This window comes from Pseudomonas sp. KH_027, from assembly GCF_057838565.1.
In genome coordinates this window covers 1,419,224-1,443,720 of the sequence record NZ_CM174470.1, presented here as the reverse complement: position 1 = coordinate 1,443,720, position 24,497 = coordinate 1,419,224, and the positions used below count along the sequence as shown (strand labels likewise).

The 24,497-nt window shown below is 61.0% G+C and carries 20 protein-coding genes; 2 read left to right on the top strand and 18 right to left on the bottom strand.

The window, feature by feature from the left end; genetic code table 11:
• Positions 1-163: 163 nt before the first annotated feature.
• From tilS to rpsB, 18 genes are all read right to left on the bottom strand, one after another.
• Positions 164-1,477 (bottom strand): tRNA lysidine(34) synthetase TilS, encoded by a 1,314-nt coding sequence (gene tilS / locus AC3IYG_RS06715; RefSeq protein WP_489313006.1) that lies wholly within the window; start codon positions 1,475-1,477, stop codon positions 164-166.
• Positions 1,478-2,428, bottom strand: coding sequence for an acetyl-CoA carboxylase carboxyltransferase subunit alpha (locus AC3IYG_RS06710; RefSeq protein ID WP_489313004.1), 951 nt, complete (start codon positions 2,426-2,428; stop codon positions 1,478-1,480).
• Positions 2,429-2,549: 121 nt separating this feature from the next.
• On the bottom strand, positions 2,550-6,071 hold the full coding sequence (dnaE, locus tag AC3IYG_RS06705; RefSeq protein WP_489313002.1) for a DNA polymerase III subunit alpha: 3,522 nt from the start codon (positions 6,069-6,071) through the stop codon (positions 2,550-2,552).
• An 85-nt stretch (positions 6,072-6,156) separates the two neighbouring features.
• The gene (gene rnhB / locus AC3IYG_RS06700; RefSeq protein ID WP_489313001.1) at positions 6,157-6,756 is read right to left on the bottom strand and encodes a ribonuclease HII; all 600 of its coding nucleotides are present in this window, start codon (positions 6,754-6,756) and stop codon (positions 6,157-6,159) included.
• A complete protein-coding gene (gene lpxB, locus AC3IYG_RS06695) occupies positions 6,756-7,889 on the bottom strand; it encodes a lipid-A-disaccharide synthase (protein ID WP_489312999.1) in 1,134 nt (377 codons plus the stop codon). Before lpxB ends, rnhB begins: the two co-directional genes overlap by 1 nt.
• A gap of 1 nt (position 7,890) precedes the next feature.
• Positions 7,891-8,667: an acyl-ACP--UDP-N-acetylglucosamine O-acyltransferase gene (gene lpxA, locus AC3IYG_RS06690; protein WP_489312998.1), complete on the bottom strand. Its 777-nt coding sequence runs from the start codon at positions 8,665-8,667 to the stop codon at positions 7,891-7,893.
• Positions 8,664-9,107, bottom strand: a complete 444-nt coding sequence (gene fabZ / locus AC3IYG_RS06685) for a 3-hydroxyacyl-ACP dehydratase FabZ (RefSeq protein ID WP_489312997.1) — start codon at positions 9,105-9,107, stop codon at positions 8,664-8,666. Before fabZ ends, lpxA begins: the two co-directional genes overlap by 4 nt.
• Before the next feature lie 48 nt (positions 9,108-9,155).
• Positions 9,156-10,214: a UDP-3-O-(3-hydroxymyristoyl)glucosamine N-acyltransferase gene (gene lpxD / locus AC3IYG_RS06680; protein WP_489312996.1), complete on the bottom strand. Its 1,059-nt coding sequence runs from the start codon at positions 10,212-10,214 to the stop codon at positions 9,156-9,158.
• Between the two features lie 2 nt (positions 10,215-10,216).
• Positions 10,217-10,720, bottom strand: coding sequence for an OmpH/Skp family outer membrane protein (locus AC3IYG_RS06675; RefSeq protein ID WP_489312995.1), 504 nt, complete (start codon positions 10,718-10,720; stop codon positions 10,217-10,219).
• A 45-nt stretch (positions 10,721-10,765) separates the two neighbouring features.
• Positions 10,766-13,165, bottom strand: coding sequence for an outer membrane protein assembly factor BamA (bamA, locus tag AC3IYG_RS06670; RefSeq protein ID WP_489312994.1), 2,400 nt, complete (start codon positions 13,163-13,165; stop codon positions 10,766-10,768).
• Between the two features lie 87 nt (positions 13,166-13,252).
• Positions 13,253-14,605 carry a sigma E protease regulator RseP gene (gene rseP, locus AC3IYG_RS06665; protein WP_489312992.1) on the bottom strand — a complete coding sequence of 451 codons (1,353 nt, stop codon included), beginning with the start codon at positions 14,603-14,605 and terminating at the stop codon, positions 13,253-13,255.
• 14 nt (positions 14,606-14,619) lie between these two features.
• Entirely contained in the window at positions 14,620-15,810 is a 1,191-nt protein-coding gene (gene ispC / locus AC3IYG_RS06660) for a 1-deoxy-D-xylulose-5-phosphate reductoisomerase (protein ID WP_489312991.1), read from the bottom strand.
• Positions 15,807-16,622 carry a phosphatidate cytidylyltransferase gene (locus tag AC3IYG_RS06655; protein ID WP_489312990.1) on the bottom strand — a complete coding sequence of 272 codons (816 nt, stop codon included), beginning with the start codon at positions 16,620-16,622 and terminating at the stop codon, positions 15,807-15,809. The genes ispC and AC3IYG_RS06655 overlap by 4 nt, the downstream gene beginning before the upstream one ends.
• Positions 16,616-17,377 (bottom strand): polyprenyl diphosphate synthase, encoded by a 762-nt coding sequence (gene uppS, locus AC3IYG_RS06650; protein ID WP_489312989.1) that lies wholly within the window; start codon positions 17,375-17,377, stop codon positions 16,616-16,618. Before uppS ends, AC3IYG_RS06655 begins: the two co-directional genes overlap by 7 nt.
• Positions 17,378-17,391: 14 nt before the next feature.
• The gene (gene frr, locus AC3IYG_RS06645) at positions 17,392-17,949 is read right to left on the bottom strand and encodes a ribosome recycling factor (RefSeq protein WP_489312988.1); all 558 of its coding nucleotides are present in this window, start codon (positions 17,947-17,949) and stop codon (positions 17,392-17,394) included.
• A complete protein-coding gene (gene pyrH / locus AC3IYG_RS06640; protein ID WP_489312987.1) occupies positions 17,946-18,689 on the bottom strand; it encodes a UMP kinase in 744 nt (247 codons plus the stop codon). The genes frr and pyrH overlap by 4 nt, the downstream gene beginning before the upstream one ends.
• Before the next feature lie 194 nt (positions 18,690-18,883).
• Positions 18,884-19,753, bottom strand: a complete 870-nt coding sequence (tsf, locus tag AC3IYG_RS06635) for a translation elongation factor Ts (protein WP_489312986.1) — start codon at positions 19,751-19,753, stop codon at positions 18,884-18,886.
• A 113-nt stretch (positions 19,754-19,866) separates the two neighbouring features.
• Positions 19,867-20,613 carry a 30S ribosomal protein S2 gene (gene rpsB / locus AC3IYG_RS06630; protein WP_489312985.1) on the bottom strand — a complete coding sequence of 249 codons (747 nt, stop codon included), beginning with the start codon at positions 20,611-20,613 and terminating at the stop codon, positions 19,867-19,869.
• 339 nt (positions 20,614-20,952) lie between these two features.
• Between rpsB and map the strand changes: the two genes are divergently transcribed.
• Entirely contained in the window at positions 20,953-21,735 is a 783-nt protein-coding gene (gene map, locus AC3IYG_RS06625) for a type I methionyl aminopeptidase (protein WP_489312984.1), read from the top strand.
• Between the two features lie 32 nt (positions 21,736-21,767).
• Positions 21,768-24,470: a [protein-PII] uridylyltransferase gene (locus AC3IYG_RS06620; protein ID WP_489312983.1), complete on the top strand. Its 2,703-nt coding sequence runs from the start codon at positions 21,768-21,770 to the stop codon at positions 24,468-24,470.
• The last annotated feature ends 27 nt before the right edge of the window (positions 24,471-24,497 follow it).

Below are 24,497 nucleotides of genomic sequence, written 5' to 3'. Positions count from 1 at the left end.
AGCGGTCAGCGCCGCCGGGGAAAGCTGAAGGAAGGCCTGAGCCCACCCATTATCAGCAGAACCTTGACGGGTGCTGCCTTGAAAATTGAAAGCCATCCACCGATTCCAGGGGAATCTGCAGAAGCTGTATGAGACGGGAGCGTAGTCTACCGGAAAGGGCCTTTCAGCTCAAACGTTGGTCATTCGTCGGCGCTTGCCAGATCAGTTGCCAACCCTGCACGACGGAGCCATCGAGCCCAGGCAGGTTGGCAACCGCGAGCAACTCGTCGGCACGATAGAGCAAGGGCAAGCGCGCGCGCGCAAACGCCGGCAACCCGGCCTCGTTAAGCAGGCGCTTGAGATCGCGATGACCGCGACCGGGCACGTGCAACACCTCGCCACCCTGACGATAGCGCACCTGCAATGCGCCTGTCGGTCCTCGCCCTTGCAGGCGCAAACAACCATTGCCGGGCAACGCCAGCGGTTGCTGACTGTCAGGCCAGGGCAACGCCAGAGGCGCGCCGCGCAACCAGTCGCCGCTCAGCCACCACAACCGTCCGTCGGCTCGACGCAGTTCACCCTGGGCCAAGCGCCAGATCGGCACGGCATCCACCGCCGCATCGCGCAGATTCTCCCAGCCAGCCCAATGTTCGCTATCGGGCAAAGACGTCAGCGGCGCCAGCCAGTGGCGCAACGCATTGCGCTGGCGCGCCGCCGACAATGCCGACAACGGCGCCAGCGCCAGTGAGGGCAATGGCAACCAGGGAAAGGCCGACGGCGTTTGCGCACCTGCCAGATCGAGCGCCGCCAACTCATCCAGCAGGCTCTGGGCCTCGCGCAGGTGGGCCGCGCTACGCGCCAGGGTAGGCACGGCTTGCGGCCAGTGCGCCGTCAGTTGGGGGAACACCTGATGCCGCAGGTAGTTGCGCGAGTAGCGGGGGTCGCTATTCGACGGGTCCTCCACCCAGCTCAGCCCGTGCGCATCGGCATAGGCCTGCAACTCGGCGCGCGAGCAGTCCAGCAATGGCCTCAGCAACTGCCCGCGCCCCAGCGCACGATTGCTCGGCATACCCGCCAGACCGCGCACCCCCGCCCCACGCAGCAGCCGGAACAGCAGGGTTTCCGCCTGATCGTCGCGGTGCTGGGCCGTCAGCAGCACCTCGCCATCAGCCAAGGCCTCGCTGAACGCCCCATAACGCGCCTCACGGGCGGCACGCTCGAGACTGGCACCGCTGGCAACCTGCACCCGCAACACCTGCACGGGCACCCCCAGCTGGGCGCAGATGCCTTGGCAATGCTGCGCCCACAGATCGGCAGCAGCCTGCAGGCCGTGATGGATATGGATAGCGGAAAGTGACGGCAAAGCCTCGCGCTTGGCAAGGCTGGCCAGCAGATGCAGCAGAACGGTGGAATCGAGCCCGCCAGAAAAAGCGATGCGCCAGGCTGGCGCATCACGCCAGGGCGCCAAGCGCGCTAGCAACCTGGCAGACAGGTCCACTCAGGCGATGCCGTAACTCATCAGTCGCTCATAACGCCGGGCCAGCAGCGCCTCGGTATCGAACTTCTGCAGCGACTTCAATTGCGTCGTCAGCTCCTTGCGGATCGACTCGGCCGCCACATCTGGCGATGCGTGCGCGCCACCCAGGGGTTCATCGATGACTTTGTCGACGATACCCAGGCCTTTCAAGCGCTCGGCGGTAATGCCCATGGCTTCCGCGGCATCCGGCGCCTTGTCGGCGGTTTTCCACAGGATCGAGGCGCAACCTTCCGGCGAGATCACCGCATAGGTCGAGTACTGCAACATGTTCAGTTGATCGCAGACACCAATGGCCAGCGCACCACCGGAACCGCCCTCGCCGATCACCGTGGCGATGATCGGGGTTTTCAACCGTGCCATGACCCGCAGGTTCCAGGCGATGGCTTCGCTCTGGCCACGCTCTTCAGCGTCAATACCCGGATAAGCGCCCGGCGTATCGATAAAGGTCAGGATCGGCATCTGGAAACGCTCGGCCATTTCCATCAGGCGGCAGGCTTTGCGATAGCCTTCCGGACGCGGCATGCCGAAGTTGCGCCGAACCTTCTCGCGCACTTCGCGACCTTTCTGATGGCCAATGACCATAACCGGCTGGTCATTCAACCGCGCCACACCGCCAACGATTGCCGGGTCATCGGAGAAATGCCGATCGCCATGCAGCTCATCGAACTCGGTAAAAATGTGCTCGATGTAATCCAGGGTGTAGGGCCGGCGCGGATGGCGGGCCAACTTGGCGATCTGCCAACTGGTCAGATTGCCGAAGATGCTGGCAGTCAAGCTGTTGCTCTTGTCCTGCAGGCGCGCAATTTCATCGCCGATATTCAGCGAGTTGTCGTTACCGACCAGGCGCAACTCTTCGATCTTTGCTTGCAGATCGGCGATCGGCTGTTCGAAATCGAGAAAATTCGGGTTCATAGTCATCCGTCTTGCGTATACGGCCAGGTGGCCGGGCGGCTGAGTCCGTGTAGCGCCTTACCTTACGGGATCAGGCGCATTCAGGTCGAGATTAAAAGTGTGGAGAGTGATCCCGCACACTTTAGCGGTAGTGCAAAAAGACGTTGTCGCGCCCGAACTGGTCACGCAATGTTTGAATCAAGCTATCCGCCGGGTCGATCCGCCAGCCTTCACCGAACTGCAACAGTGCCTTTGCTTCGCTGCCGGTGTAATCCAGGGTGATCGGGCAGGCGCCGCGATGGCGCTTGCACAACTCCGCCAACCAGCGCAGCCGGTCGCCTTTCAGCGCATCGCTGCGCACCCTGACGCGCAGGCTTTCCGCCAGTGAGGTGCGGGCATCCTCCAGGCTCATCACGCGCTTGGCGCGCAGGCGCAGGCCGCCGGAGAAGTCATCGTTGCTGACCTCGCCCTCGACCACCACCAGCGCATCGGTCTGCAACAGCGCCTGGGCCGAGTGGAACGCCTCGGCGAACAGCGAGGCTTCGACCCGCCCGGAGCGGTCGTCCAGGGTGATGAAGCCCATCTTGTCGCCCTTCTTGTTCTTCATCACCCGCAGGTTGACGATCAGCCCCGCCACCGTCTGCGATTCGCGCGACGGCTTGAGGTCGATGATCCGCTGCCGGGCAAAACGCCGGACTTCGCCTTCGTATTCGTCAATCGGGTGACCGGTGAGGTACAGCCCCAGGGTCTCTTTCTCGCCGCGCAGCCGCTCCTTGAGCGTCAGCTCCTTGGCCCGCTTGTGGTTGGCGTAGACATCCGCCTCGGTATCGGCGAACAAGCCGCCGAACAGGTCGGCATGCCCGCTGTCATGGCTGCGGGCGGTCTGCTCGGCGGCCTGGATCGCCTCCTCCATCGCGGCCAGCAGCACGCCACGGTTGCGGTCGATATTGGCCTGGTAGGCTTTGATTTCGTCGTGAAAATACGGCCCGAGACGGTCCAGCGCGCCGCTGCGAATCAAGGCGTCGGTGGTGCGCTTGTTGATGCGCTTGAGGTCGACCCGCGCGCAGAAATCGAACAGGTCCTTGAACGGGCCGTCCTTGCGCGACTCGACGATCGCCTCCACCGGTCCTTCGCCGACGCCCTTGATCGCGCCCAGGCCGTAGACGATGCGGCCATCGTCGTTGACCGTGAACTTGAATTCCGAGGTGTTCACATCCGGCGCATCGAGACGCAGCTTCATGCTGCGGCACTCTTCGATCAAGGTCACGACCTTGTCGGTGTTGTGCATATCCGCCGACAGCACCGCCGCCATGAACGGCGACGGATAATGGGTTTTCAACCAGGCGGTCTGGTAGGAGACCAGGCCATAGGCGGCCGAGTGGGATTTGTTGAAGCCGTAGCCGGCGAACTTTTCCACCAGGTCGAAGATGTTGCCGGCCAGGTCCGCGTCGATGTTGTTCTTCGCGCAACCCTCGATGAAACCGCCACGCTGCTTGGCCATTTCCTCGGGCTTTTTCTTACCCATGGCGCGCCGGAGCATGTCCGCCTCGCCGAGGGTGTAACCGGCCATCACCTGGGCGATCTGCATCACCTGTTCCTGGTACAGGATGATGCCGTAGGTCGGCAGCAGCACCGGCTTGAGGCCGTCGTACTGGTAATCCGGGTGCGGGTAGGCGAGCTCGGCACGGCCGTGCTTACGGTTGATGAAGTCGTCGACCATGCCCGACTGCAACGGGCCGGGGCGGAACAAGGCCACCAGTGCGATCAGGTCTTCCAGGCAGTCTGGCTTGAGCTTTTTGATCAGCTCCTTCATGCCACGCGATTCAAGCTGGAACACCGCGGTGGTTTCAGCCTTTTGCAGCAGGCTGTAGGTCGGCTTGTCATCCAGCGGGATGAAGTCGATGTTCAACGGCCCGTCGCCGACCTTGGCGCGGTCACGGTTAATGGTTTTCAGCGCCCAGTCGATGATGGTCAGGGTGCGCAGGCCGAGGAAGTCGAACTTCACCAGACCGGCCGCCTCGACATCGTCCTTGTCGAACTGGGTCACCAGGCCGCCGCCCTCGTCGTCGCAATAGATCGCCGAGAAGTCGGTCAGCTTGGTCGGCGCAATCACCACGCCGCCGGCGTGCTTGCCAACGTTACGGGTGATGCCCTCGAGCTTGCGGGCCATGTCCCAGATTTCCGCCGCTTCCTCGTCGACCTTGAGGAAGTCGCGCAGGATCTCCTCCTGCTCGAAAGCCTTTTCCAGGGTCATGCCGACTTCGAACGGGATCATCTTCGACAGGCGGTCGGCCAGGCCATAGGACTTGCCCTGCACCCGTGCCACATCGCGCACCACCGCCTTGGCCGCCATGGTGCCGAAGGTGATGATCTGGCTGACCGCGTTGCGCCCGTAGGTTTCGGCCACGTACTCGATGACCCGGTCGCGACCATCCATGCAGAAGTCGATATCGAAGTCGGGCATGGAGACCCGTTCCGGGTTGAGGAAGCGCTCGAACAGCAGGTCGTACTGCAGCGGGTCGAGGTCAGTGATCTTCTGCACATAGGCCACCAGGGAACCTGCGCCCGACCCACGGCCCGGGCCGACCGGAATGCCGTTGCGCTTGGCCCACTGGATGAAGTCCATCACGATCAGGAAGTAACCGGGGAAGCCCATCTGGATGATGATATCCAGCTCGAAATTCAACCGGTCGACATACACCTGGCGCTTGGCTTCGTAGTTCGGCGTGGTGTCTTTCGGCCAGAGCACGGCCAGGCGCTCTTCCAGGCCGTCGAAGGAGACCTTGCGGAAGAATTCGTCCATGGTCATGCCGTCCGGCACCGGGAAGTTGGGCAAGAAGCTCTTGCCCAACTGCACCTCGATATTGCAACGCTTGGCGATCTCGACGCTGTTTTCCAGCGCCTCCGGCAGGTCGCTGAACAGTTCCCACATCTCTTCCGGCGATTTCAGGTACTGCTGATCACTGTACGTACGGGCCCGGCGCGGATCGTCCAGGGCCCGGCCTTCGCCGATGCAGACGCGGGTTTCATGGGCTTCGAAATCGCCCTGCTTGATGAAACGCACATCGTTGGTCGCCACCAGGGGTGCCTCGCAACGCTCGGCCAAGGCCACGGCCAGGTGCAGATACTCTTCGTCGTTGACCCGGCTGGTACGCTGCAATTCCAGGTAGAAACGCTCGGGAAACACTGCCTGCCATTCGCGCAAGGAGGCCTCGGCCTCTTCTGGATTGCCCGCCAGCAGGTTCAGGCCGATTTCGCCTTCTTTGGCGCCGGACAGCGCGATCAGCCCCTCGGCCGCTTCTTTCACCCACTCGCGCTCGATGATCACTTCACCGTTGCGCTGGCCTTCGATAAAACCACGGGAAATCAGCTCGGTCAGATTGCGGTAACCCTTGGCGTTCATCACCAGCAGGGTCAGGCGACTGAGGGGGCCGTCTTCGTCCTTGCTTGCCAGCCACAGGTCGGCGCCACAGATCGGTTTGATCCCGGCCCCCATGGCCGCCTTGTAGAACTTCACCAGCGAGCACATGTTGCGCTGATCGGTAACCGCCACTGCCGGCATGCCTGCAGCCGCCGCGGCCTTGACCAGCGGCTTGACGCGCACCAGGCCATCGACCAGGGAGAACTCGGTGTGCAGACGCAGGTGAACGAACGAAGCGGTCATGGTGATCCTATAAAAACGCAAAAACGACAAGGCCCGGATTGTACCGGGCCTTGGCGCAAACATCAGCTTGCAGGCTTGGCGCGGCCTAAATTTCCAGCAGCAATTTGCGCACGGGCGCGAAGGAGCGCCGATGGATCGGCGTCGGCCCCAGACGTTGCAGGGCTTCCAGATGCTGCGCCGTGGGGTAGCCCTTGTGTCCGGCGAAGCCGTAACCGGGGTACTGCGCATCCATTACCTGCATCTCGCGATCACGGCTGACCTTGGCCAGAATCGACGCCGCGGCGATCGCCGGCACCAGGCTGTCGCCTTGAATGACCGAACTGCTGGGCACCTTCAATTGCGGGCAACGGTTGCCATCGATCAGCGCCAGCCTGGGCGTGACGCTCAGGCCTTCGACCGCACGCTGCATGGCCAGCATGGTGGCGTGAAGGATATTCAGGCGGTCGATTTCCTCGACCTCGGCGCGGGCGATGCACCAGGCCAGGGCCTTTTCGCGGATTTCATCGAAAAGTTTTTCCCGACGCGCCTCGGTCAGCTTCTTCGAATCGTTGAGACCGAGGATCGGTCGACGCGGATCGAGAATCACCGCCGCCGTGACCACCGCACCGCACAACGGCCCACGGCCGACCTCATCGACGCCGGCGACCAGTTCTTCGACCAGGGTGAAATCCAGCCCCAATTGCATCAGCTCGGCCCGATCAGCTTGAGCACCGCCGACGCCGCCTCGGTCGAGGCATCGCGACGCAAGGCCCGATGGATCAGATCGAAGCCTTCGGTCTGCGCGTCACCGCCCTCAAGCAATGGCGCCAGTACCTGCGCCAGCGCGTCCGGTGTAGCGGCATCCTGGAGCAGCTCCGGCACCAACAGGCGCCCGGCCAGCAGGTTGGGCAACGACACGTAAGGGCTTTTCAGCAAACGCTTGAGGATCCGGTAGGTCAACGGCGCCACGCGATACGCCACCACCATCGGCCGTTTGTAGAGCAAGGCCTCCAGCGTGGCCGTGCCCGAGGCGATCAGCACCGCATCGCAGGCAGCCAAGGCCGTATGGGATTGGCCGTCGAGCAGGCTCAGCGGCAAGTCCCGCCCAGCCAGCATCGATTCAAGCTGCACACGCCGCTCGGGGCTGGCGCACGGCAGCACAAAGCGCGTACCGGGGCGCAAGGCGCGCAGGCGCAGCGCCGCTTCGAGGAACAGCTCGCCCAGCCGCGCGACTTCCCCGCCACGACTGCCGGGCATCAGGGCGACCAGCGCAGCGTCCGCAGGCAGGCCCAGCTCGGCCCGTGCGGCAGCCCGATCGGCCTGCAACGGGATGACATCGGCCAGCGGATGACCAACGAAGCGCACCGGCACGCCATGCTCGTCGTAGAACTGCGCCTCGAACGGAAACAGCGTCAGCATCAGGTCGCAGGCATCGCGGATCTTCAGCACGCGCTTCTGGCGCCAGGCCCAGACCGACGGGCTGACGTAATGCACGGTCTTGATGCCGGCACGCCGCAGTTTGAGTTCGACGCCGAGGTTGAAATCGGGCGCATCGATGCCGATGAACACATCCGGCTTGGCCGCAATCAGCGTGCGAATCAGTCGATTACGTCGCGACAGCAGCTCCGGCAGGCGACCGAGCACCTCGACCAGGCCCATCACCGCCAAGCGTTCCATGGGGAAATACGGGCTCAGCCCCTCGGCCTGCATGCGCGGGCCACCGACGCCGATGAACTGGATATCCGAGTGCTGGCTTTTCAGCGCCTGCATCAGCCCGGCGCCGAGAATGTCGCCAGAAGCCTCGCCAGCCACGATGGCGACGCGCAATAGACGCGCCATGTCAGCGGGTGATGCCGCGTGACGAGGCCTGGATGGAGTCGATGAATACCGCCACTTCGGGGTATTGGGCAGCCGATTCGGCCAGTTCGGCCAAGGCTTTGTCGACGGTCAGACCTTGACGGTAAACCACCTTGTAGGCCCGGCGCAGCGCCTGGATCGCGTCCTCGCTGAAACCACGCCGGCGCATCCCCTCGAAGTTCATGCTGCGTGCTTCGGCCGGGTTACCGAACACCGTGACATAGGCCGGCACGTCTTTGCCGATGGCCGTGCCCATGCCGGAAAAGCTGTGGGCGCCGATGTGGCAGAACTGATGCACCAGGGTAAAACCGGAGAGAATCGCCCAGTCATCGACATGCACATGGCCCGCCAGCGCGGTGTTGTTGACCAGGATGCAATGGTTGGCGATCACGCTGTCGTGGCCGATATGCGCATAGGCCATGATCAGGTTGTGATCGCCGATGGTGGTCTCGGCACGATCCTGCACCGTACCGCGATGGATGGTCACACCCTCACGGATCACGTTGTGATCGCCGATCACCAGGCGTGTTTCTTCGCCCTTGTACTTGAGATCGGGTGTGTCTTCGCCTACCGAGGAGAACTGGTAGATGCGGTTGTGCTTGCCGATCCTGGTCGGGCCCTTGAGGATCACATGGGGGCCGACCACTGTACCCTCGCCGATTTCCACACCAGCGCCGACGATTGACCAGGGGCCGACTTGAACGTCGTCTGCCAGCCTGGCGGTCGGGTCGATGATTGCGCGAGGGTCAATCAAACTCATAGTTTGCGTTCCGCACAGATGATTTCAGCCGAGCATACTTCTTTGCCGTCAACGCTGGCGCGGCACTTGAATTTCCAGATGCTGCGCTTGGTGCTGACGAAGGTGGCTTCCAGGATCAGCTGGTCGCCCGGCGTCACCGGCTGGCGAAAACGCAGCTTGTCGGAGCCGACGAAGTAGTAAAGGGTGCCATCGGCCGGCTTCACGTCAAGCATCTTGAAACCGAGAATACCGGCCGCCTGGGCCATGGCCTCGATGATCAATACGCCCGGCATGATCGGGTGTTCCGGAAAATGCCCATTGAAAAACGGCTCATTGATGCTGACATTTTTATAAGCACGAATACTCTTGCTCTCGGCAACATCCAGCTCGACCACGCGATCCACCAGCAGGAACGGGTAGCGGTGCGGCAAGTATTCGCGGATCTGGTTAATGTCCATCATGTTCGGAGGAGCCTGTAGTGAAGGTTGGGGACTCGCGTTTACCGCGGGTCACGCATCAGATGAAGCATCCCCGGCCGGGGTCACGGCCGCCAGGCGCTTTTCCAGCTGCTGCAGGCGCCGGGCCATGTCATCCAGCTGGCGGAAGCGCGCGGCGCTTTTCTTCCAGTCCGCGGCCGGTTGCATAGCAGTTCCGGAGGAATAGGCGCCCGGCTCGGTGATCGAGCGGGTGACCATGGTCATGCCGGTGACGAAAACGCCATCGCAGATTTCGATATGTCCAACCAGGCCGACGCCACCAGCCAGCATGCAGTGCTTGCCGATTTTAGTGCTACCGGAAATCCCGACACAGGCGGCCATCGCGGTGTGATCACCGACCTGCACGTTGTGCGCGATCATGATCTGGTTATCCAGCTTGACGCCATTGCCGATCACCGTATCGGCCAGGGCACCCCGGTCGATGGTGGTGTTTGAGCCGATTTCGACATCATCGCCGACAGCTACGCCGCCGATCTGTGCGATTTTCTGCCAAACGCCCTTCTCGTTGGCAAAGCCGAAGCCCTCGCCACCGATAACCGCACCGGACTGGATGACCACCCGCTTACCGATGCGCACATCGTGATAAAGGGTCACCCGCGGGGCGAGCCAGCCGCCCTCACCCAGCACGGTACGCGCACCGATAAAACAATGCGCGCCGATGGTCACGCCCGCACCGATTTGCGCACCACTTTCGACTACCGCATAAGGGCCCACGCTGGCACTGGCATCGATCTGGGCATCGGCTGCAATCACCGCGCTCGGATGTACGCCTGCCACCGACTTGGGCTTGGGGTCGAACAAGTGGGAAATCTGCGCATAGGCCAGATACGGATTAGCCGTTACCAGGCAGGCACCGCCATAACCCTCGGCATCGCCGGGCGTCAGCAGCACGGCGCCCGCACGGCACTCGGCGAGAAACTTGCGGTATTGCGGGTTGGCCAGGAAACTCAGCTGATCAGGGCCAGCCTCGTTCAGCGTGGCCAGCCCGGTGATCACTTTGTCGGCAGCGCCACACAAGGTGGCGCCAAGGCGCTCGGCCAATTGACCGAGGGTAAAAGCGGGAACAGTCATGATTAACGCAGCTGATTCATGCGCTCGATGACTTGGCGAGTGATGTCGAACTGAGGTTTGACATCGATCACCGCGCCGCGCTCGAGCACCAGGTCGAAGCTACCCTTCTTGATCACTTCCTCGACCGCCTTATCCAGATTCGGCTTCAGTTTCTTCAGCATTTCGCGGTCGGCAACGGCTTTGGCTTCGTTCAGTTCCTTGGACTGGAACTGGAAGTCACGGGCTTTCTGCTTGAATTCGAGCTCAAGGCGTTCACGCTCGCCCTGCTGCAGCTTTTCGCCTTCCTTGACCAAACGATCCTGAATGCGCTTGGCATCGGTTTCCAGGTTCTTCAGTTTGGTCAATTGCGGGCCGAACTTCTTTTCCGCATCCACGGCGTACTTCTTCGCCGAATCGGATTCGAGCAGCGCCATTTGATAATTAAGCACTGCGATTTTCATCTCAGCGAATGCTGGGGCCGCCATGAAGGCAACACTTAACAGAACCAATTGAGTCAACTTACGCACGATGTGCTCCTGCAAAAAACTGTTGTCGTTTAAATTATCAGACAGTTAGAACGTCTGACCGAGGGAGAACTGGAATACCTGGGTATCGGCGTCGTCCGGTTTCTTGATCGGCATGGCCAAACTGAAGCTGAGCGGGCCCAGTGCAGTAATCCAGGTCACACCGACACCGACGGAACTGGCGAGGCTGTTCAGATCGAGATCACAGCCACTGTCGCCGCGGTTTTTCTGCGTGGAACTGCAATTGGTGTCGAACACATTACCGACATCCCAGAACAACGAAGTCCGCAGCGAGCGCTGATCCTTGACGAACGGCAGCGGGAACAACAACTCGGCACCACCCTGGATCAGCACATTACCACCGAACGGCAGCGGGTCTTGATCCGGGTCGGTAAAGCGACCATTAGCATCAGGCCCGGAAATAATTGCCCCGGTATTCGGATCACGTACCACGCTCGGTGTACTGCGCGGACCGAGGCTGCTGTCCTCGAAACCACGTACCGAGTTGAAACCGCCAGCATAGTAGTTCTCGTAGAACGGCAAGCCAGAGGTAGAACCATAACTATCGCCATAACCCAGTTCGGTATGGAAACGCATGGTGGTGGACTTGGTCAGCGGCTGGAACAGCTGACCACGGTAGTCGAGCTTGAAGAACGACAGATCACTGCCCGGGATGGTGCTTTCCAGCACCAAACTCTGCGAATGACCACGGTTAGCCAGCACACCACGGTTCAGGGTCGACTCGGACCAACCGGCCGAGGCCTTGAAGTTGAGGAACTTGTCGCCTTCCTGGTCGAGGAAAGTCAAGATTTCGTCGACGGTATAGACGCCAGTACTGATCTCATCCTGCTGCGCGGTCAGACCAAAGGTCAGGCGCGCCGTCTCGCTGATCGGATAACCAACGCTGACACCACCACCCAGGCTGTCGACCGCATAACTGGAAACATCGGTATCCAACTCATCGTAGTCGGTAGTGCGGTAGAAGGCGTTGTAACCCAGGCTCACGCCATCGACCGTCCAGTAGGGGTCGACGAAGCCGAAGTTATAGCGGGTCTGGTATTCGCTGCGAGTCAGACCGATGCTGACCTTGTTACCGGTACCGAGGAAGTTGTTCTGGCTGATCGAGCCACCAAGGATCAAGCCGGCATTCTGGGCAAAACCAACGCTCGCCGTGATCGAGCCGGATGCCTGTTCTTCGACGCTGTAGTTCACGTCGACCTGGTCATCGGTACCCGGCACTTGCGGGGTTTCGACGTTGACTTCCTTGAAGAAGCCGAGACGTTCCAGACGCGTCTTGGACTGGTCGATCAGGTAGGTAGAAGCCCAGCCGCCTTCCATCTGACGCATTTCGCGACGCAGCACTTCGTCTTCGGACTTGGTGTTGCCGCGGAAGTTGATGCGATTGACGTAAGCACGCTTGCCTGGATTGACCACGAAGGTGATCGAAACCGTGTGGTCTTCGTCATGGGCTTGCGGCACGCCATTGACGTTGGCGAAGGTATAGCCTTCGTTACCCAGGCGACGGGTGATCAATTCCGAGGTGGTGGTCATCACTTTACGCGAGAAAACCTGACCTTCCTTGACCAGCAGCAACGCCTTGATCTCTTCCTCGGGAACCTTCAGGTCACCGCTAAGCTTGACGTCACGCACGCTGTACTTCTGCCCTTCATCGACGTTGACCGTGATGTAGACGTGCTTCTTGTCCGGGGTAATGGATACCTGGGTGGAGGAGATATCCATGTTGATGTAGCCGCGATCCAGGTAATAGGAACGCAGGCGCTCCAAGTCGCCCGACAGTTTTTCACGGGCGTACTTGTCATCGTTCTTGAAAAAGGACAACCAGTTGGTGGTCTTCAGTTCGAACAGGTCGATCAGGTCTTCGTCGGGGAAAACGCTGTTACCCACCACGTTGATGTGCTGAATAGCCGCGACCGTGCCTTCATTGATATTGATCTTCAAGGCCACGCGGTTACGCGGCTGCGGAATCACTTCCGTTTCGATCTCTGCCGAGTAGCGGCCCTGGGCCACGTACTGGCGCTGCAACTCGTTGCGTACGCCCTCGAGCGTGGCGCGCTGGAAAATCTCGCCTTCCGACAGGCCCGACTGATTCAAGCCCTTGAGCAGGTCTTCGCTGGTGATGGCCTTGTTACCTTCGATCTCGATGCTTGAAATCGAAGGCCGCTCGACCACGGTAATGACCAGCACGCTGCCATCTCGACCGAGTTGGATATCCTGGAAGAAACCGGTTTTGAACAGCGCACGAGTGGCATCCACCAGCTGACGGTCATCCGCCACCTCGCCAACATTGAGTGGCAAAGCACCGAACACGCTGCCGGCGGACACCCGCTGCAAGCCATTGACGCGAATATCGGAGATGGTGAAGGACTCGGCGTGAACTTCGGCGATCATCAGTGCGGCAAGCACTACGGTTAGCAGCAGACGTTTCATGAAGTCCTTTCTTATTCCAACTGACGATAAAAATCTGCCGCGGAAGGCGACACTTTTGTAATGTGGAGAGCTTAATTCAGTAGTGCGTTACAGCCGACTCAGGTCATTCACCAGGGCAAGTAGCATGACCCCGACAACCAGACTGATGCCGATCTGCATCCCCCAACCTTGCACGCGCTCTGACAAGGGGCGACCCCGCACCCACTCGACCAGATAAAACAGCAGATGCCCCCCGTCCAGCACGGGAATCGGCAAAAGATTGAGAACCCCCAAACTGATGCTCAGATAGGCCAGGAAATTCAGAAAATCCCCTACACCTGACTGGGCCGAAGCGCCCGCCACTTTAGCAATGGTTATCGGCCCGCTCAAGTTTTTTACCGAGAGCTCGCCGAAGAGCATTTTCTTCAGAGAATCAAGGGTCAGGACGCTCATTGTCCAGGTTCGCTTGAAGCCCTCGCCCACGGCCTCCAGAGGCCCGAAGCTGACCTCGCGCAGCATCTCGGCAGGCCATTCGACGCCCTGCACCCCTGCGCCCAAATAACCCGTACGCGCCTTGTCTTGACCTTTGGCTGCGAGGGTCAATGCCACGTCGGAACGTTGCCCGGCGCGCTCGACCGATAGCACCACGCGCTGATCCGGACGCAGACGCACCCGATCGACCAGTTGCTGCCAGTCATCAATGGCCACGCCATCCACGGCCAGCAGGCGGTCCCCCACTTTCAGGCCGGCAGCCTGCGCCGGACCTTGCGGGTCCAACTCGGCCAAGATGGCCGGCACGGCTGGGCGCCAGGGACGAATACCCAGGGAAGCGATCGGATCAGGCTCATCCGCGCCTTTCAACCAATCGCGCAGCACCAGTTGGCGCGGGCTTTCGCCACTCGAACCCTGCTCACGCACCAACAGATCGACCGTACCGGTCTCACCCAGGCGGCGCACCAACTGCAAATTGACGGAGGCCCAGCCCGTGGTCGGCTCACCATCCACCGCGATGATTTCCTCGCCGGCGGCCAAACCGGCCTCAGCCGCCAGGCTACCGACTTCCACCGCCCCGATCACAGGTCGCACCTGCTGGCTGCCGAGCATGGCCAGCGCCCAGAAAAACACCAGAGCAAGAATAAAGTTGGCGATCGGACCCGCCGCGACTATGGCTATCCGCTGCCCCACCGATTTGCGATTGAAGGCCTGCCCCAGCTGTTCGACGGGCACATCACCCTCGCGCTCGTCCAGCATCTTGACGTAACCGCCCAAGGGGATGGCGGCAACCACGAACTCCGTGCCCTGGCGATCATGCCAGCGCAGCAGTGGCGTACCGAAGCCAACCGAGAAGCGCAGCACCTTCACACCACAGCGACGGGCAACCCAGAAATGACCGAACTCGTGGAAGGTAACCAGAACCCCGAGCGCGACCACGAGGCCAAATACCATATAAAGCGTGCTCATCTACATCCTCGGGGCTATTGCCCGTGACGATTCAACCGTTGCTCGGCCAAGGCGCGCGCCCTGGAATCCGCCGCCAACACGACATCCAAACTTTCGACCGCAGTCGCTGGCTCAAAATTCAACACAGCTTCGATGATACTCGCGATCTCGGGGAAACGAATGCGCCGGTCGAGAAAGGCGGCCACCGCCACCTCATTGGCCGCATTCAAGATCGCCGGCGCCGTACCACCCGCCTCGGCGGCCTGGCGCGCCAGACGCAGGCAAGGAAACCGCAGTTCGTCCGGCGGCAGGAAATCCAGGCGGGCGATACTGAACAGATCCAGCGGCGCCACGCCAGAGTCGATCCGTTCCGGCCAGGCCAGGGCATGGCTGATGGGCGTGCGCATGTCCGGGTTACCCAACTGCGCCAGTACCGAGCCGTCGACATAGTCGACCAGCGAGTGAATCACGCTCTGCGGATGAATCACCACCTCCACCTGGGCGGGCTTGGCGTCGAACAACCAGCAGGCCTCGATCAATTCCAGGCCTTTGTTCATCATGCTGGCCGAGTCCACCGAGATCTTGCGTCCCATCGACCAGTTCGGATGGGCACAGGCCTGCTCCGGCGACACCTGTTCCAGCTCGGCCATCGGAGTCTGCCGGAACGGCCCGCCCGAAGCGGTCAACAGAATCCGCCGCACACCGACCGTACCAAGCCCACGGGCGTAGTCGTTCGGCAGGCATTGGAAAATCGCATTATGCTCGCTGTCGATCGGCAGCAGCACGGCACCGCTCTTGCGCACCGCCTGCATGAACAGGGCGCCGGACATCACCAGCGCCTCTTTATTGGCCAACAGGACTTTCTTACCGGCTTCGACCGCCGCCAAGGTGGGCTTGAGCCCCGCCGCACCGACGATCGCAGCCATCACCGCGTCGACCTGCGGGTGCGCAGCCACTTCGCACAACCCGGCCTCCCCCACCAGCACCCGCGTCGCCAGACCGCCTGCCTGCAAGCCGCCCTGCAGGCAGCGCGCAGCCTCGGCATCCGGCACCACCGCATAACGGGGGCGGTAGAGCAGGCACAAGGCTTCCAGCTCGGCCAGCCGGGAAAAGCCGCTCAAGGCGAACACTTGATAACGCTCGGGATGGCGGGAGATCACGTCAAGGGTGCTCAAACCGATGGAGCCGGTCGCCCCCAGCACAGTGATCTGTTGCGGCCGGCTCACAGCGACCCCCAACCCGCACTCCAGAGCAGCGCCGCGAACGTCGGGATAGCGGCGGTCAGGCTGTCGATGCGATCCAGCACACCACCATGCCCTGGCAGCAGATTGCTACTGTCTTTGAGCCCGGCCTGGCGCTTGAACATGCTCTCGGTCAGATCACCAACCACCGAGACCAGCACCACCAGCGCCGCCCCCGCCAACCCCAACACGAATTCATTGACCGACCAACCGCGATAGACGCCGACCGCGGCCGTGATCAGCAGGCTGGCGAACAAGCCGCCGAACACGCCCTCCCAGCTCTTGCCGGGGCTCACCTGCGGGGCCAGCTTGCGTTTACCGAACGCCTTGCCAGAGAAATAAGCGCCGATATCCGCCCCCCAGACCAGCACCATCACCGCCAGAATCAGGCCGTTGGCCAGCGGCCACTGTTTGAGCAGCACCAGACCTTGCCAGGCCGGCAGCAGGATCAGCAGGCCGATCACCAGTTTGGCCGGCGCGCCAGCCCAAAAGCGACTGCTCGACGGAAAGCTCAGCACCAGCAAGGTGGCCAGCAGCCACCAAACGATTGCCGCCAGCAACACCCAGGGCGCGAACGTCGGCACCTGGTAAAACAGATAGAGCAGTACGCCGACCAGCAACCCATAACCAACACGGACCGGCTGCGCGGTAAAGCCAGCCAAACGCGCCCACTCCCAGCCACCCAAGGTCACTACCGCACCAATGAACAACGCGAAAGCGCCACCATCCAGCAGGAAAAACCCACCTAGCGCGACAGGCAGCAGCAGCAACGCCGTGATGATTCGTTGTTTCAACATTGAGCGCGAGCCTCAGCTGCCACCTGTTCGCTGGTCTTGCCGAAGCGACGTTGGCGGGTAGCGTAATCGGCCAGCGCTTTGCGCATGGCGTCGTGTTTGAAATCCGGCCAGAACAGGTCGGAGAAATACAACTCGGAATAAGCCAACTGCCAGAGCAGGAAGTTACTGATGCGGTGTTCGCCGCCCGTACGGATGCACAGGTCCGGCAAAGGCAGGTCGCCCGTTGCCAGGCAGGTCTGCAACAAACCCGGAGTGATATCCTCCGGCTGCAGATGACCGGCCTGAACCTCGCGCGCCAGGCGCTGCGCAGCCTGGGCAATGTCCCACTGGCCGCCATAGTTGGCAGCAACCTGCAGCACGAAACGCTTGCTGCCGGCGGTCAATGCCTCGGCCTCACGCATTGCCGTCTGCAACTCGGGATGGAAACGCGAGCGATCGCCGATGATGCGCAGGCTGATGGCGTTTTCATTCAGCCGCCTCGCCTCACGACGCAGCGCCGTCAGGAACAACTCCATCAACGCCCCGACCTCTTCGGCCGGCCGCTCCCAGTTTTCACTGGAGAAGGCGAACAAGGTCAAGACTTCGACGCCCGCCTCCGCGCACACCTCGATCACCGCGCGCACCGCATCGACGCCTGCTTTATGCCCGGCTATACCCGGCAGCAGGCGTTTCTTCGCCCAGCGGTTATTACCATCCATGATGATTGCCACATGACGCGGCACTGCCGCAATCCCAGCTTTGACTTTCTTGTCCATGGCGATACGGGCCGTCAGACGGCCATCAGGTCCGTTTCTTTCTGTTTCACAGCCACTTCGATATCCGCCACGAACTTGTCCGTGAGCTTCTGGATATCATCTGCAGCACGACGCTCTTCGTCTTCGCTGATTTCTTTCTCTTTGACCAGGTCCTTGAACTGGCTCAGCGCATCGCGACGGATATTACGCACAGCCACACGGGCATCTTCCGCGGCATCGCGAGCCTGCTTGGTGAAGCCCTTGCGGGTTTCTTCAGTCAAGGCGGGCATCGAGATAAGCAGGAGCTCGCCCAGGTTCGTCGGGTTGAACCCCAGCCCGGAACTCTGGATAGCCTTGTCGACCGCCGCCAGCATGTTGCGCTCGAAAGCCACCACTTGCAGGGTGCGGGAATCCTTGACCGTCACGTTCGCGACCTGATTCAGAGGGGTGTCGGCACCATAATAAGGCACCATCACCCCACCCAGAATACTCGGGTGCGCCTGGCCGGTACGGATTCGGCTGAACGCGTGCGTCAGCGATTCCAGGGTTTTCTTCATGCGCTCCTGCGCGTCTTTCTTGATCTCGTTGATCATTGCTGCCCCTCCTCGATCAGGGTTCCTTCCGCGCCACCCACCACGATATTCAGCAGGGCGCCCGGCTTGTTCATATTGAAAACCCGCAACGGCATCTTGTGATCACGGCACAGACAGATGGCCGTCAGGTCCATCACGCCCAGCTTGCGATCCAATACTTCGTCGTAGGTCAAATGGTCGAACTTTTCAGCATGGGGGTCTTTGAACGGGTCGGCGGTGTACACACCATCGACCTTGGTCGCTTTCAACACCACATCCGCATCGATCTCGATGGCGCGCAGGCAGGCGGCCGAATCCGTGGTGAAGAAAGGATTGCCCGTGCCGGCAGCGAAGATCACCACGTCACCCGAGTTCAGGTGGCGAATGCCTTTACGGCGATCGTAGTGATCGGTCACGCCCACCATGGAAATGGCCGACATGACGATGGCCGGAATGTTCGAACGCTCCAGCGCATCGCGCATGGCCAAGGCGTTCATCACGGTGGCCAGCATGCCCATGTGGTCGCCGGTTACGCGATCCATGCCAGCGGCGCTCAGGGCCGCGCCGCGGAACAGGTTGCCACCACCGATGACCAGGCCGACCTGCACGCCGATGCCAACCAGCTGGCCGACTTCCAGAGCCATGCGATCCAGCACCTTCGGATCGATACCGAAGTCTTCCGAGCCCATAAGGGCTTCGCCGCTAAGTTTGAGCAGAATGCGTTTGTAGCGAGGTTGGCGACCACTCACCTGCTGAGCCATGCGTATCTCTCCCGCGGCGTTTGAATTCGGGGCAGGCCATACAGCCCGCATTGATCGAGCACTTAGACAGCGCTCCAGGCATCCGGTGCAGGACAATGCACCAATACCGCTAACACTTGCAATTGACCGCCCTGATTTGCAAAGAGGCTGCGCGCGTAAGCGGGCAGCCTCTTTGGGGCATCATCAAAACACGCTTACTGCTTGCTGGCTGCTACCTGAGCGGCAACTTCAGCAGCGAAGTCGACTTCACCCTTGTCGATGCCTTCGCCCACTTCAAAACGGGTGAAGGAAACGATTTCAGCGCCAGCCTTCTTGGCCAGTTCACCGACCTTGATGCTGTCGTCTTTGACGAACGCCTGCTCGACCAGGCTGGCTTCGGCGAGGAACTTCTGGATGCGACCAGCAACCATTTTCTCGACGATTTCAGCTGGCTTGCCTTTGATCTTGTCTTCGTTCAGCGACAGGAAAATATCTTTTTCCTTGGCGATGAGTTCATCGGAGACGTCGGTAGGCTTGAGCACCTGCGGGTTGCTGGCAGCAACGTGCATGGCGATTTCCTTGGCCAACTCGACGCTGCCGCCTTTGAGGGCGACCAGAACACCGATGCGGTGACCGTGCAGGTAAGAGCCGACGACGTCGGCTTCAACGCTGGTCAGGCGACGGATGTTGACGTTTTCGCCAACTTTCGAAACCAGGGCCAGACGCGCTTCTTCCTGAGCGGCGATCAGCGGAGCTGCGTCGGTCAGTTTCTCGGCGAAGGCTTTTTCGATGCTGTCGCTGACGAACGACTTGAAGTCGTCCTGCAGGGCCAGGAAGTCGGTCTGCGAGTTGACTTCAACAACCACGGCACGCTTGTTGTCGTCGGAAACACGAACGGCGATAGCGCCTTCGGCGGCGATGTTGCCAGCCTTCTTGGCAGCCTTGATGGCACCAGCGGCACGCATATCGTCGATGGCTTTTTCGATATCGCCATCAGCGGCGGTCAGGGCTTTCTTGCAGTCCATCATGCCCTGGCCAGTGCGCTCACGCAGTTCTTTAACCAGCGCTGCAGTAATTTCTGCCATTTTCGAATTCCTCTTGGTAGGTCCACCCGGCCTGCCGGGCGATCAATTCTAAGGTGGCAAAAAGGGGGCCTAGCCCCCTTTTTGCGCACCGAGTGACGCTAGACGCCTTCTACTCAGCCTTCTGCTTGTTCAGCAGCAACCGGAGCTTGCTCGACGAACTCGTCGGTGCCGCCGCCAGCATTGCTGCGACCGCGAACAACGGCGTCAGCCATGGCACCCATGTACAGCTGAATGGCGCGAATGGCGTCATCGTTACCCGGGATGATGTAGTCCACACCTTCCGGGCTGCTGTTGGTGTCGACGATGCCGATAACCGGGATACCCAGCTTGTTGGCTTCGGTGATGGCAATGCGCTCGTGATCGACGTCGATGACGAACAGGGCATCAGGCAAGCCGCCCATTTCCTTGATACCACCCAGGCTGCGATCCAGTTTCTCCAGATCACGGCTGCGCATCAGCGCTTCTTTCTTGGTCAGCTTGGTGAAAGTGCCGTCTTGGGACTGGATTTCCAGCTCACGCAGGCGCTTGATCGACTGACGGATGGTTTTGTAGTTGGTCAGCATGCCGCCCAACCAGCGGTGATCGACGAACGGCGAGCCGCAACGAGCAGCTTCTTCACGCACGATCTTGCCAGCGGAACGCTTGGTGCCGACGAACAGGATTTTGTTTTTGCCCGAAGCCAGTTTCTCAACGAAGGACAGCGCCTCGTTGAACATCGGCAGGGTTTTTTCGAGGTTGATGATGTGAATCTTGTTACGCGCACCGAAAATGTACTTGCCCATTTTCGGGTTCCAGTAACGGGTCTGGTGACCGAAGTGCACACCGGCCTTCAGCATATCGCGCATATTGACTTGGGACATGATAGTTCCTTGATAAGTCGGGTTAGGCCTCCACGCATCCCAATGACCAACCCCCGGTTTAAGCCGAGAGGCACCCAGGTCACCGTGTCGATACGTGTGTGGGTTTATGCTTTCAGGCTGGAGCCCGGAAAGCGGCGCATTTTATATCACAGAAGGCGACGAAACGGAACCCGCAGTGATGAGCAGACTCGATTACCTGACTCCTTACTGGCGGCCGGCCAAGGCATATCCCATATACCGCAGGAATCACCGAGTTGTGCTTAGTTTCCCCTGACGGTCTGCTAGAATCGCGCTTTCCCGTATTTTTGCCTTGCGCCAGTAGGCGCCGAGAGAGTTCGTATGACCGTCACCATCAAGACGCCCGAGGAAATCGAAAAAATGCGCGTTGCCGGCCGCCTGGCGGGTGAAGTGCTGGAGATGATCGGCGAATACGTCAAACCTGGCGTCACCACCGAAGAGCTGGATCGCATCTGCCACGACTATATCGTCAACGTGCAGCAGGCCATCCCGGCGCCGCTCAATTACAAAGGTTTCCCCAAGTCGATCTGCACCTCGATCAACCATGTGGTCTGCCACGGCATCCCCAACGAGAAGCCGCTGAAGGATGGTGATGTACTGAACATCGACATCACCGTGATCAAAGATGGCTACCACGGCGACACCAGCAAGATGTTCCATGTCGGCAATGTGCCGGAGTGGGCCGTCCGCCTGTCGAAGATCACCCAGGAGTGCATGTATAAAGGCATCGAACTGGTTCGCCCGGGCGCCCGCCTCGGGGATATCGGTGAAGTGATCCAGAAGCACGCCGAAAAGAATGGTTTCTCCGTGGTCCGTGAATACTGCGGCCACGGCATCGGCAAGGTCTTCCATGAGGAGCCGCAAGTGCTGCACTACGGGCGCGCCGGCACCGGCATGGAACTGAAAGAAGGCATGACCTTCACCATCGAGCCGATGATCAACCAGGGTCGCGCGGAAACCCGCCTACTGGGCGACGGCTGGACCGCCATCACCAAGGATCGCAAGCTCTCGGCCCAGTGGGAGCACACCATCCTGGTGACCGCGACCGGTTATGAGATCTTCACCCTGCGCCACGATGACAGCATCCCACGCACATCGGCCTGATAGCCCACACCCTCTATAAGGAAAGCTGCTGCATGCCGCAGGTGGATCCCGAGTTGTTCGACCGCGGCCAGTTCCAAGCCGAACTGGCCTTGAAGTCCAGCCCGATCGCCGCATTCAAGAAAGCGATCCGTCAGGTTCACGAAGTGCTCGACGCCCGCTTCAAGAGCGGCCGCGACATTCGTCGCCTGGTGGAGGATCGTGCCTGGTGCGTCGACCAGATCCTGCGCGAGGCCTGGGCGCGCTTCGACTGGAGCGAAGATGCCGACATCGCCCTGCTGGCGGTTGGCGGCTATGGCCGCGGCGAGCTGCACCCTTACTCGGACATCGACCTGCTGATCCTGCTCGACAGCGCCGACCACGAGATCTTTCGCGAACCGATCGAACGCTTCCTGACCCTGCTCTGGGACATTGGCCTGGAAGTCGGCCAGAGCGTGCGTTCCATCGACGAGTGCGTCGAAGAAGCCCGTGCCGACCTGACGGTCATCACCAACCTGATGGAAAGCCGCACCATCGCCGGCCCGGAACATCTGCGCCAACACATGATGGAAGTCACCGGCAGCGCACAGATCTGGCCGAGCAAAGACTTCTTCCTGGCCAAGCGCGAAGAACAGCGTGCCCGGCACGGCAAATACAACGACACCGAATACAACCTCGAACCCAACGTCAAAGGCTCGCCCGGCGGCCTGCGCGACATCCAGACCATCCTCTGGGTCGCGCGGCGACATTTCGGCACGCTCAACCTGCACTCGATGGTCGGCCAGGGGTTTCTGCTGGAAAGCGAATACGCCTTGCTCGCCTCCTCCCAGGAATTCCTCTGGAAAGTGCGCTACGCCCTGCACATGCTGGCCGGCCGCGCCGAAGACCGTTTGCTCTTCGATCACCAACTCGGCCTCGCCGGCCTGTTGGGCTTCGAAGACAGCAACAGCAAGCTGGCCATCGAACGCTTCATGCAACAGTACTACCGCGTGGTGATGAGCATTGCCGAGCTCGGCGAGCTGATCGGCCAGCACTTCGAAGAGGCCATCCTGCACACGGGTGAAACCAGCCAGGCGCAACCCTTGAATAACCGCTTTCAACTGCGCGACGGTTATATCGAGGTGAACCATCAGCAGGTTTTCAAACGCACGCCGTTCGCGATTCTGGAAATCTTCGTGCTGATGGCACAAAACCCGGAAATCAAGGGCGTACGCGCCGACACCATCCGCCTGCTGCGCGACCACCGACACCTGATCGACGCCGACTTTCGCAACGACATCCGCAATACCAGCCTGTTCATCGAGCTGTTCAAGTGCGAGATCGGTATCCACCGCAACCTGCGGCGGATGAACCGCTACGGCATCCTCGGCCTGTATTTGCCCGAGTTCGGCGACATCATCGGACAGATGCAGCACGACCTGTTCCATATCTATACGGTCGATGCGCACACCCTGAACCTGATCAAGCACCTGCGCAAACTGCAGTACACGCCGATCTCGGAGAAGTTTCCGCTGGCCAGCAAGCTGATGGGCAGGCTGCCCAAGCCCGAGCTGATCTACCTGGCCGGCCTCTACCACGATATCGGCAAGGGCCGCGGCGGCGACCACTCGGAACTCGGCGCGGTGGACGCGGAGGCCTTCTGCCTGCGCCATCAACTCCCCGCGTGGGACAGCCGGCTGATTGTCTGGCTGGTGCAGAACCACTTGGTGATGTCGACCACCGCGCAACGCAAGGACCTGTCCGACCCGCAGGTGATCCACGACTTCGCCCAACTGGTCAGCGACCAGACGCGCCTGGACTATCTCTACGTGCTGACGGTGGCCGACATCAATGCCACCAACCCCAGCCTGTGGAACTCCTGGCGCGCCAGCCTGCTGCGCCAACTGTATACCGAGACCAAGCGTGCCCTGCGCCGCGGCCTGGAACACCCGGTCGACCGCGAAGAGCAGATCCGCCAGACGCAGGGCGCCGCCCTGGATATCCTGGTGCGCAGTGGCACCGACCCGGACGATGCCGAGCAGCTCTGGTCGCAGCTCGGCGATGATTACTTCCTGCGCCACACCGCCGGCGATGTGGCCTGGCATACCGATGCGATCCTGCAGCACAGCACGAGCCACGACCCGCTGGTACTGATCAAGGAAACCACCCAGCGCGAATTCGAGGGCGGCACGCAGATCTTCATCTACGCGCCGGACCAGCACGACTTCTTCGCGGTGACGGTGGCGGCCATGGACCAGCTCAACCTGAACATTCACGATGCGCGGGTGATCACCTCCACCAGCCAGTTCACCCTCGACACCTATGTCGTGCTCGACGCCGACGGCGGTTCGATTGGCGACAACCCGGCGCGGATCAAGGAAATCCGCCAGGGCCTGGTCGATGCGCTGAAGAACCCGGATGATTACCCGACTATCATCCAGCGCCGCGTACCGCGCCAGCTCAAGCACTTCGCCTTTGCCCCGCAGGTGACCATTTCCAACGATGCGCAGCGCCCGGTGACCGTACTCGAACTGATCTCCCCCGACCGCCCCGGCCTGCTCGCGCGGATCGGCAAGATTTTTCTCGACTTCGACCTGTCGCTGCAGAATGCCAAGATCGCGACCCTTGGCGAGCGCGTGGAAGACGTATTCTTCGTCACCGATGCGCACAACCAACCGCTGTCGGACCCGGACCTGTGCGCCCGCCTGCAGGCGGCGATCATCCAGCAGTTGTCCGACGCCGACGGCCATAAAGTCGAATTGTCCCGTATCAGTATCTAGCTCGAACTCAGGGTGCGAGCGGCCAAC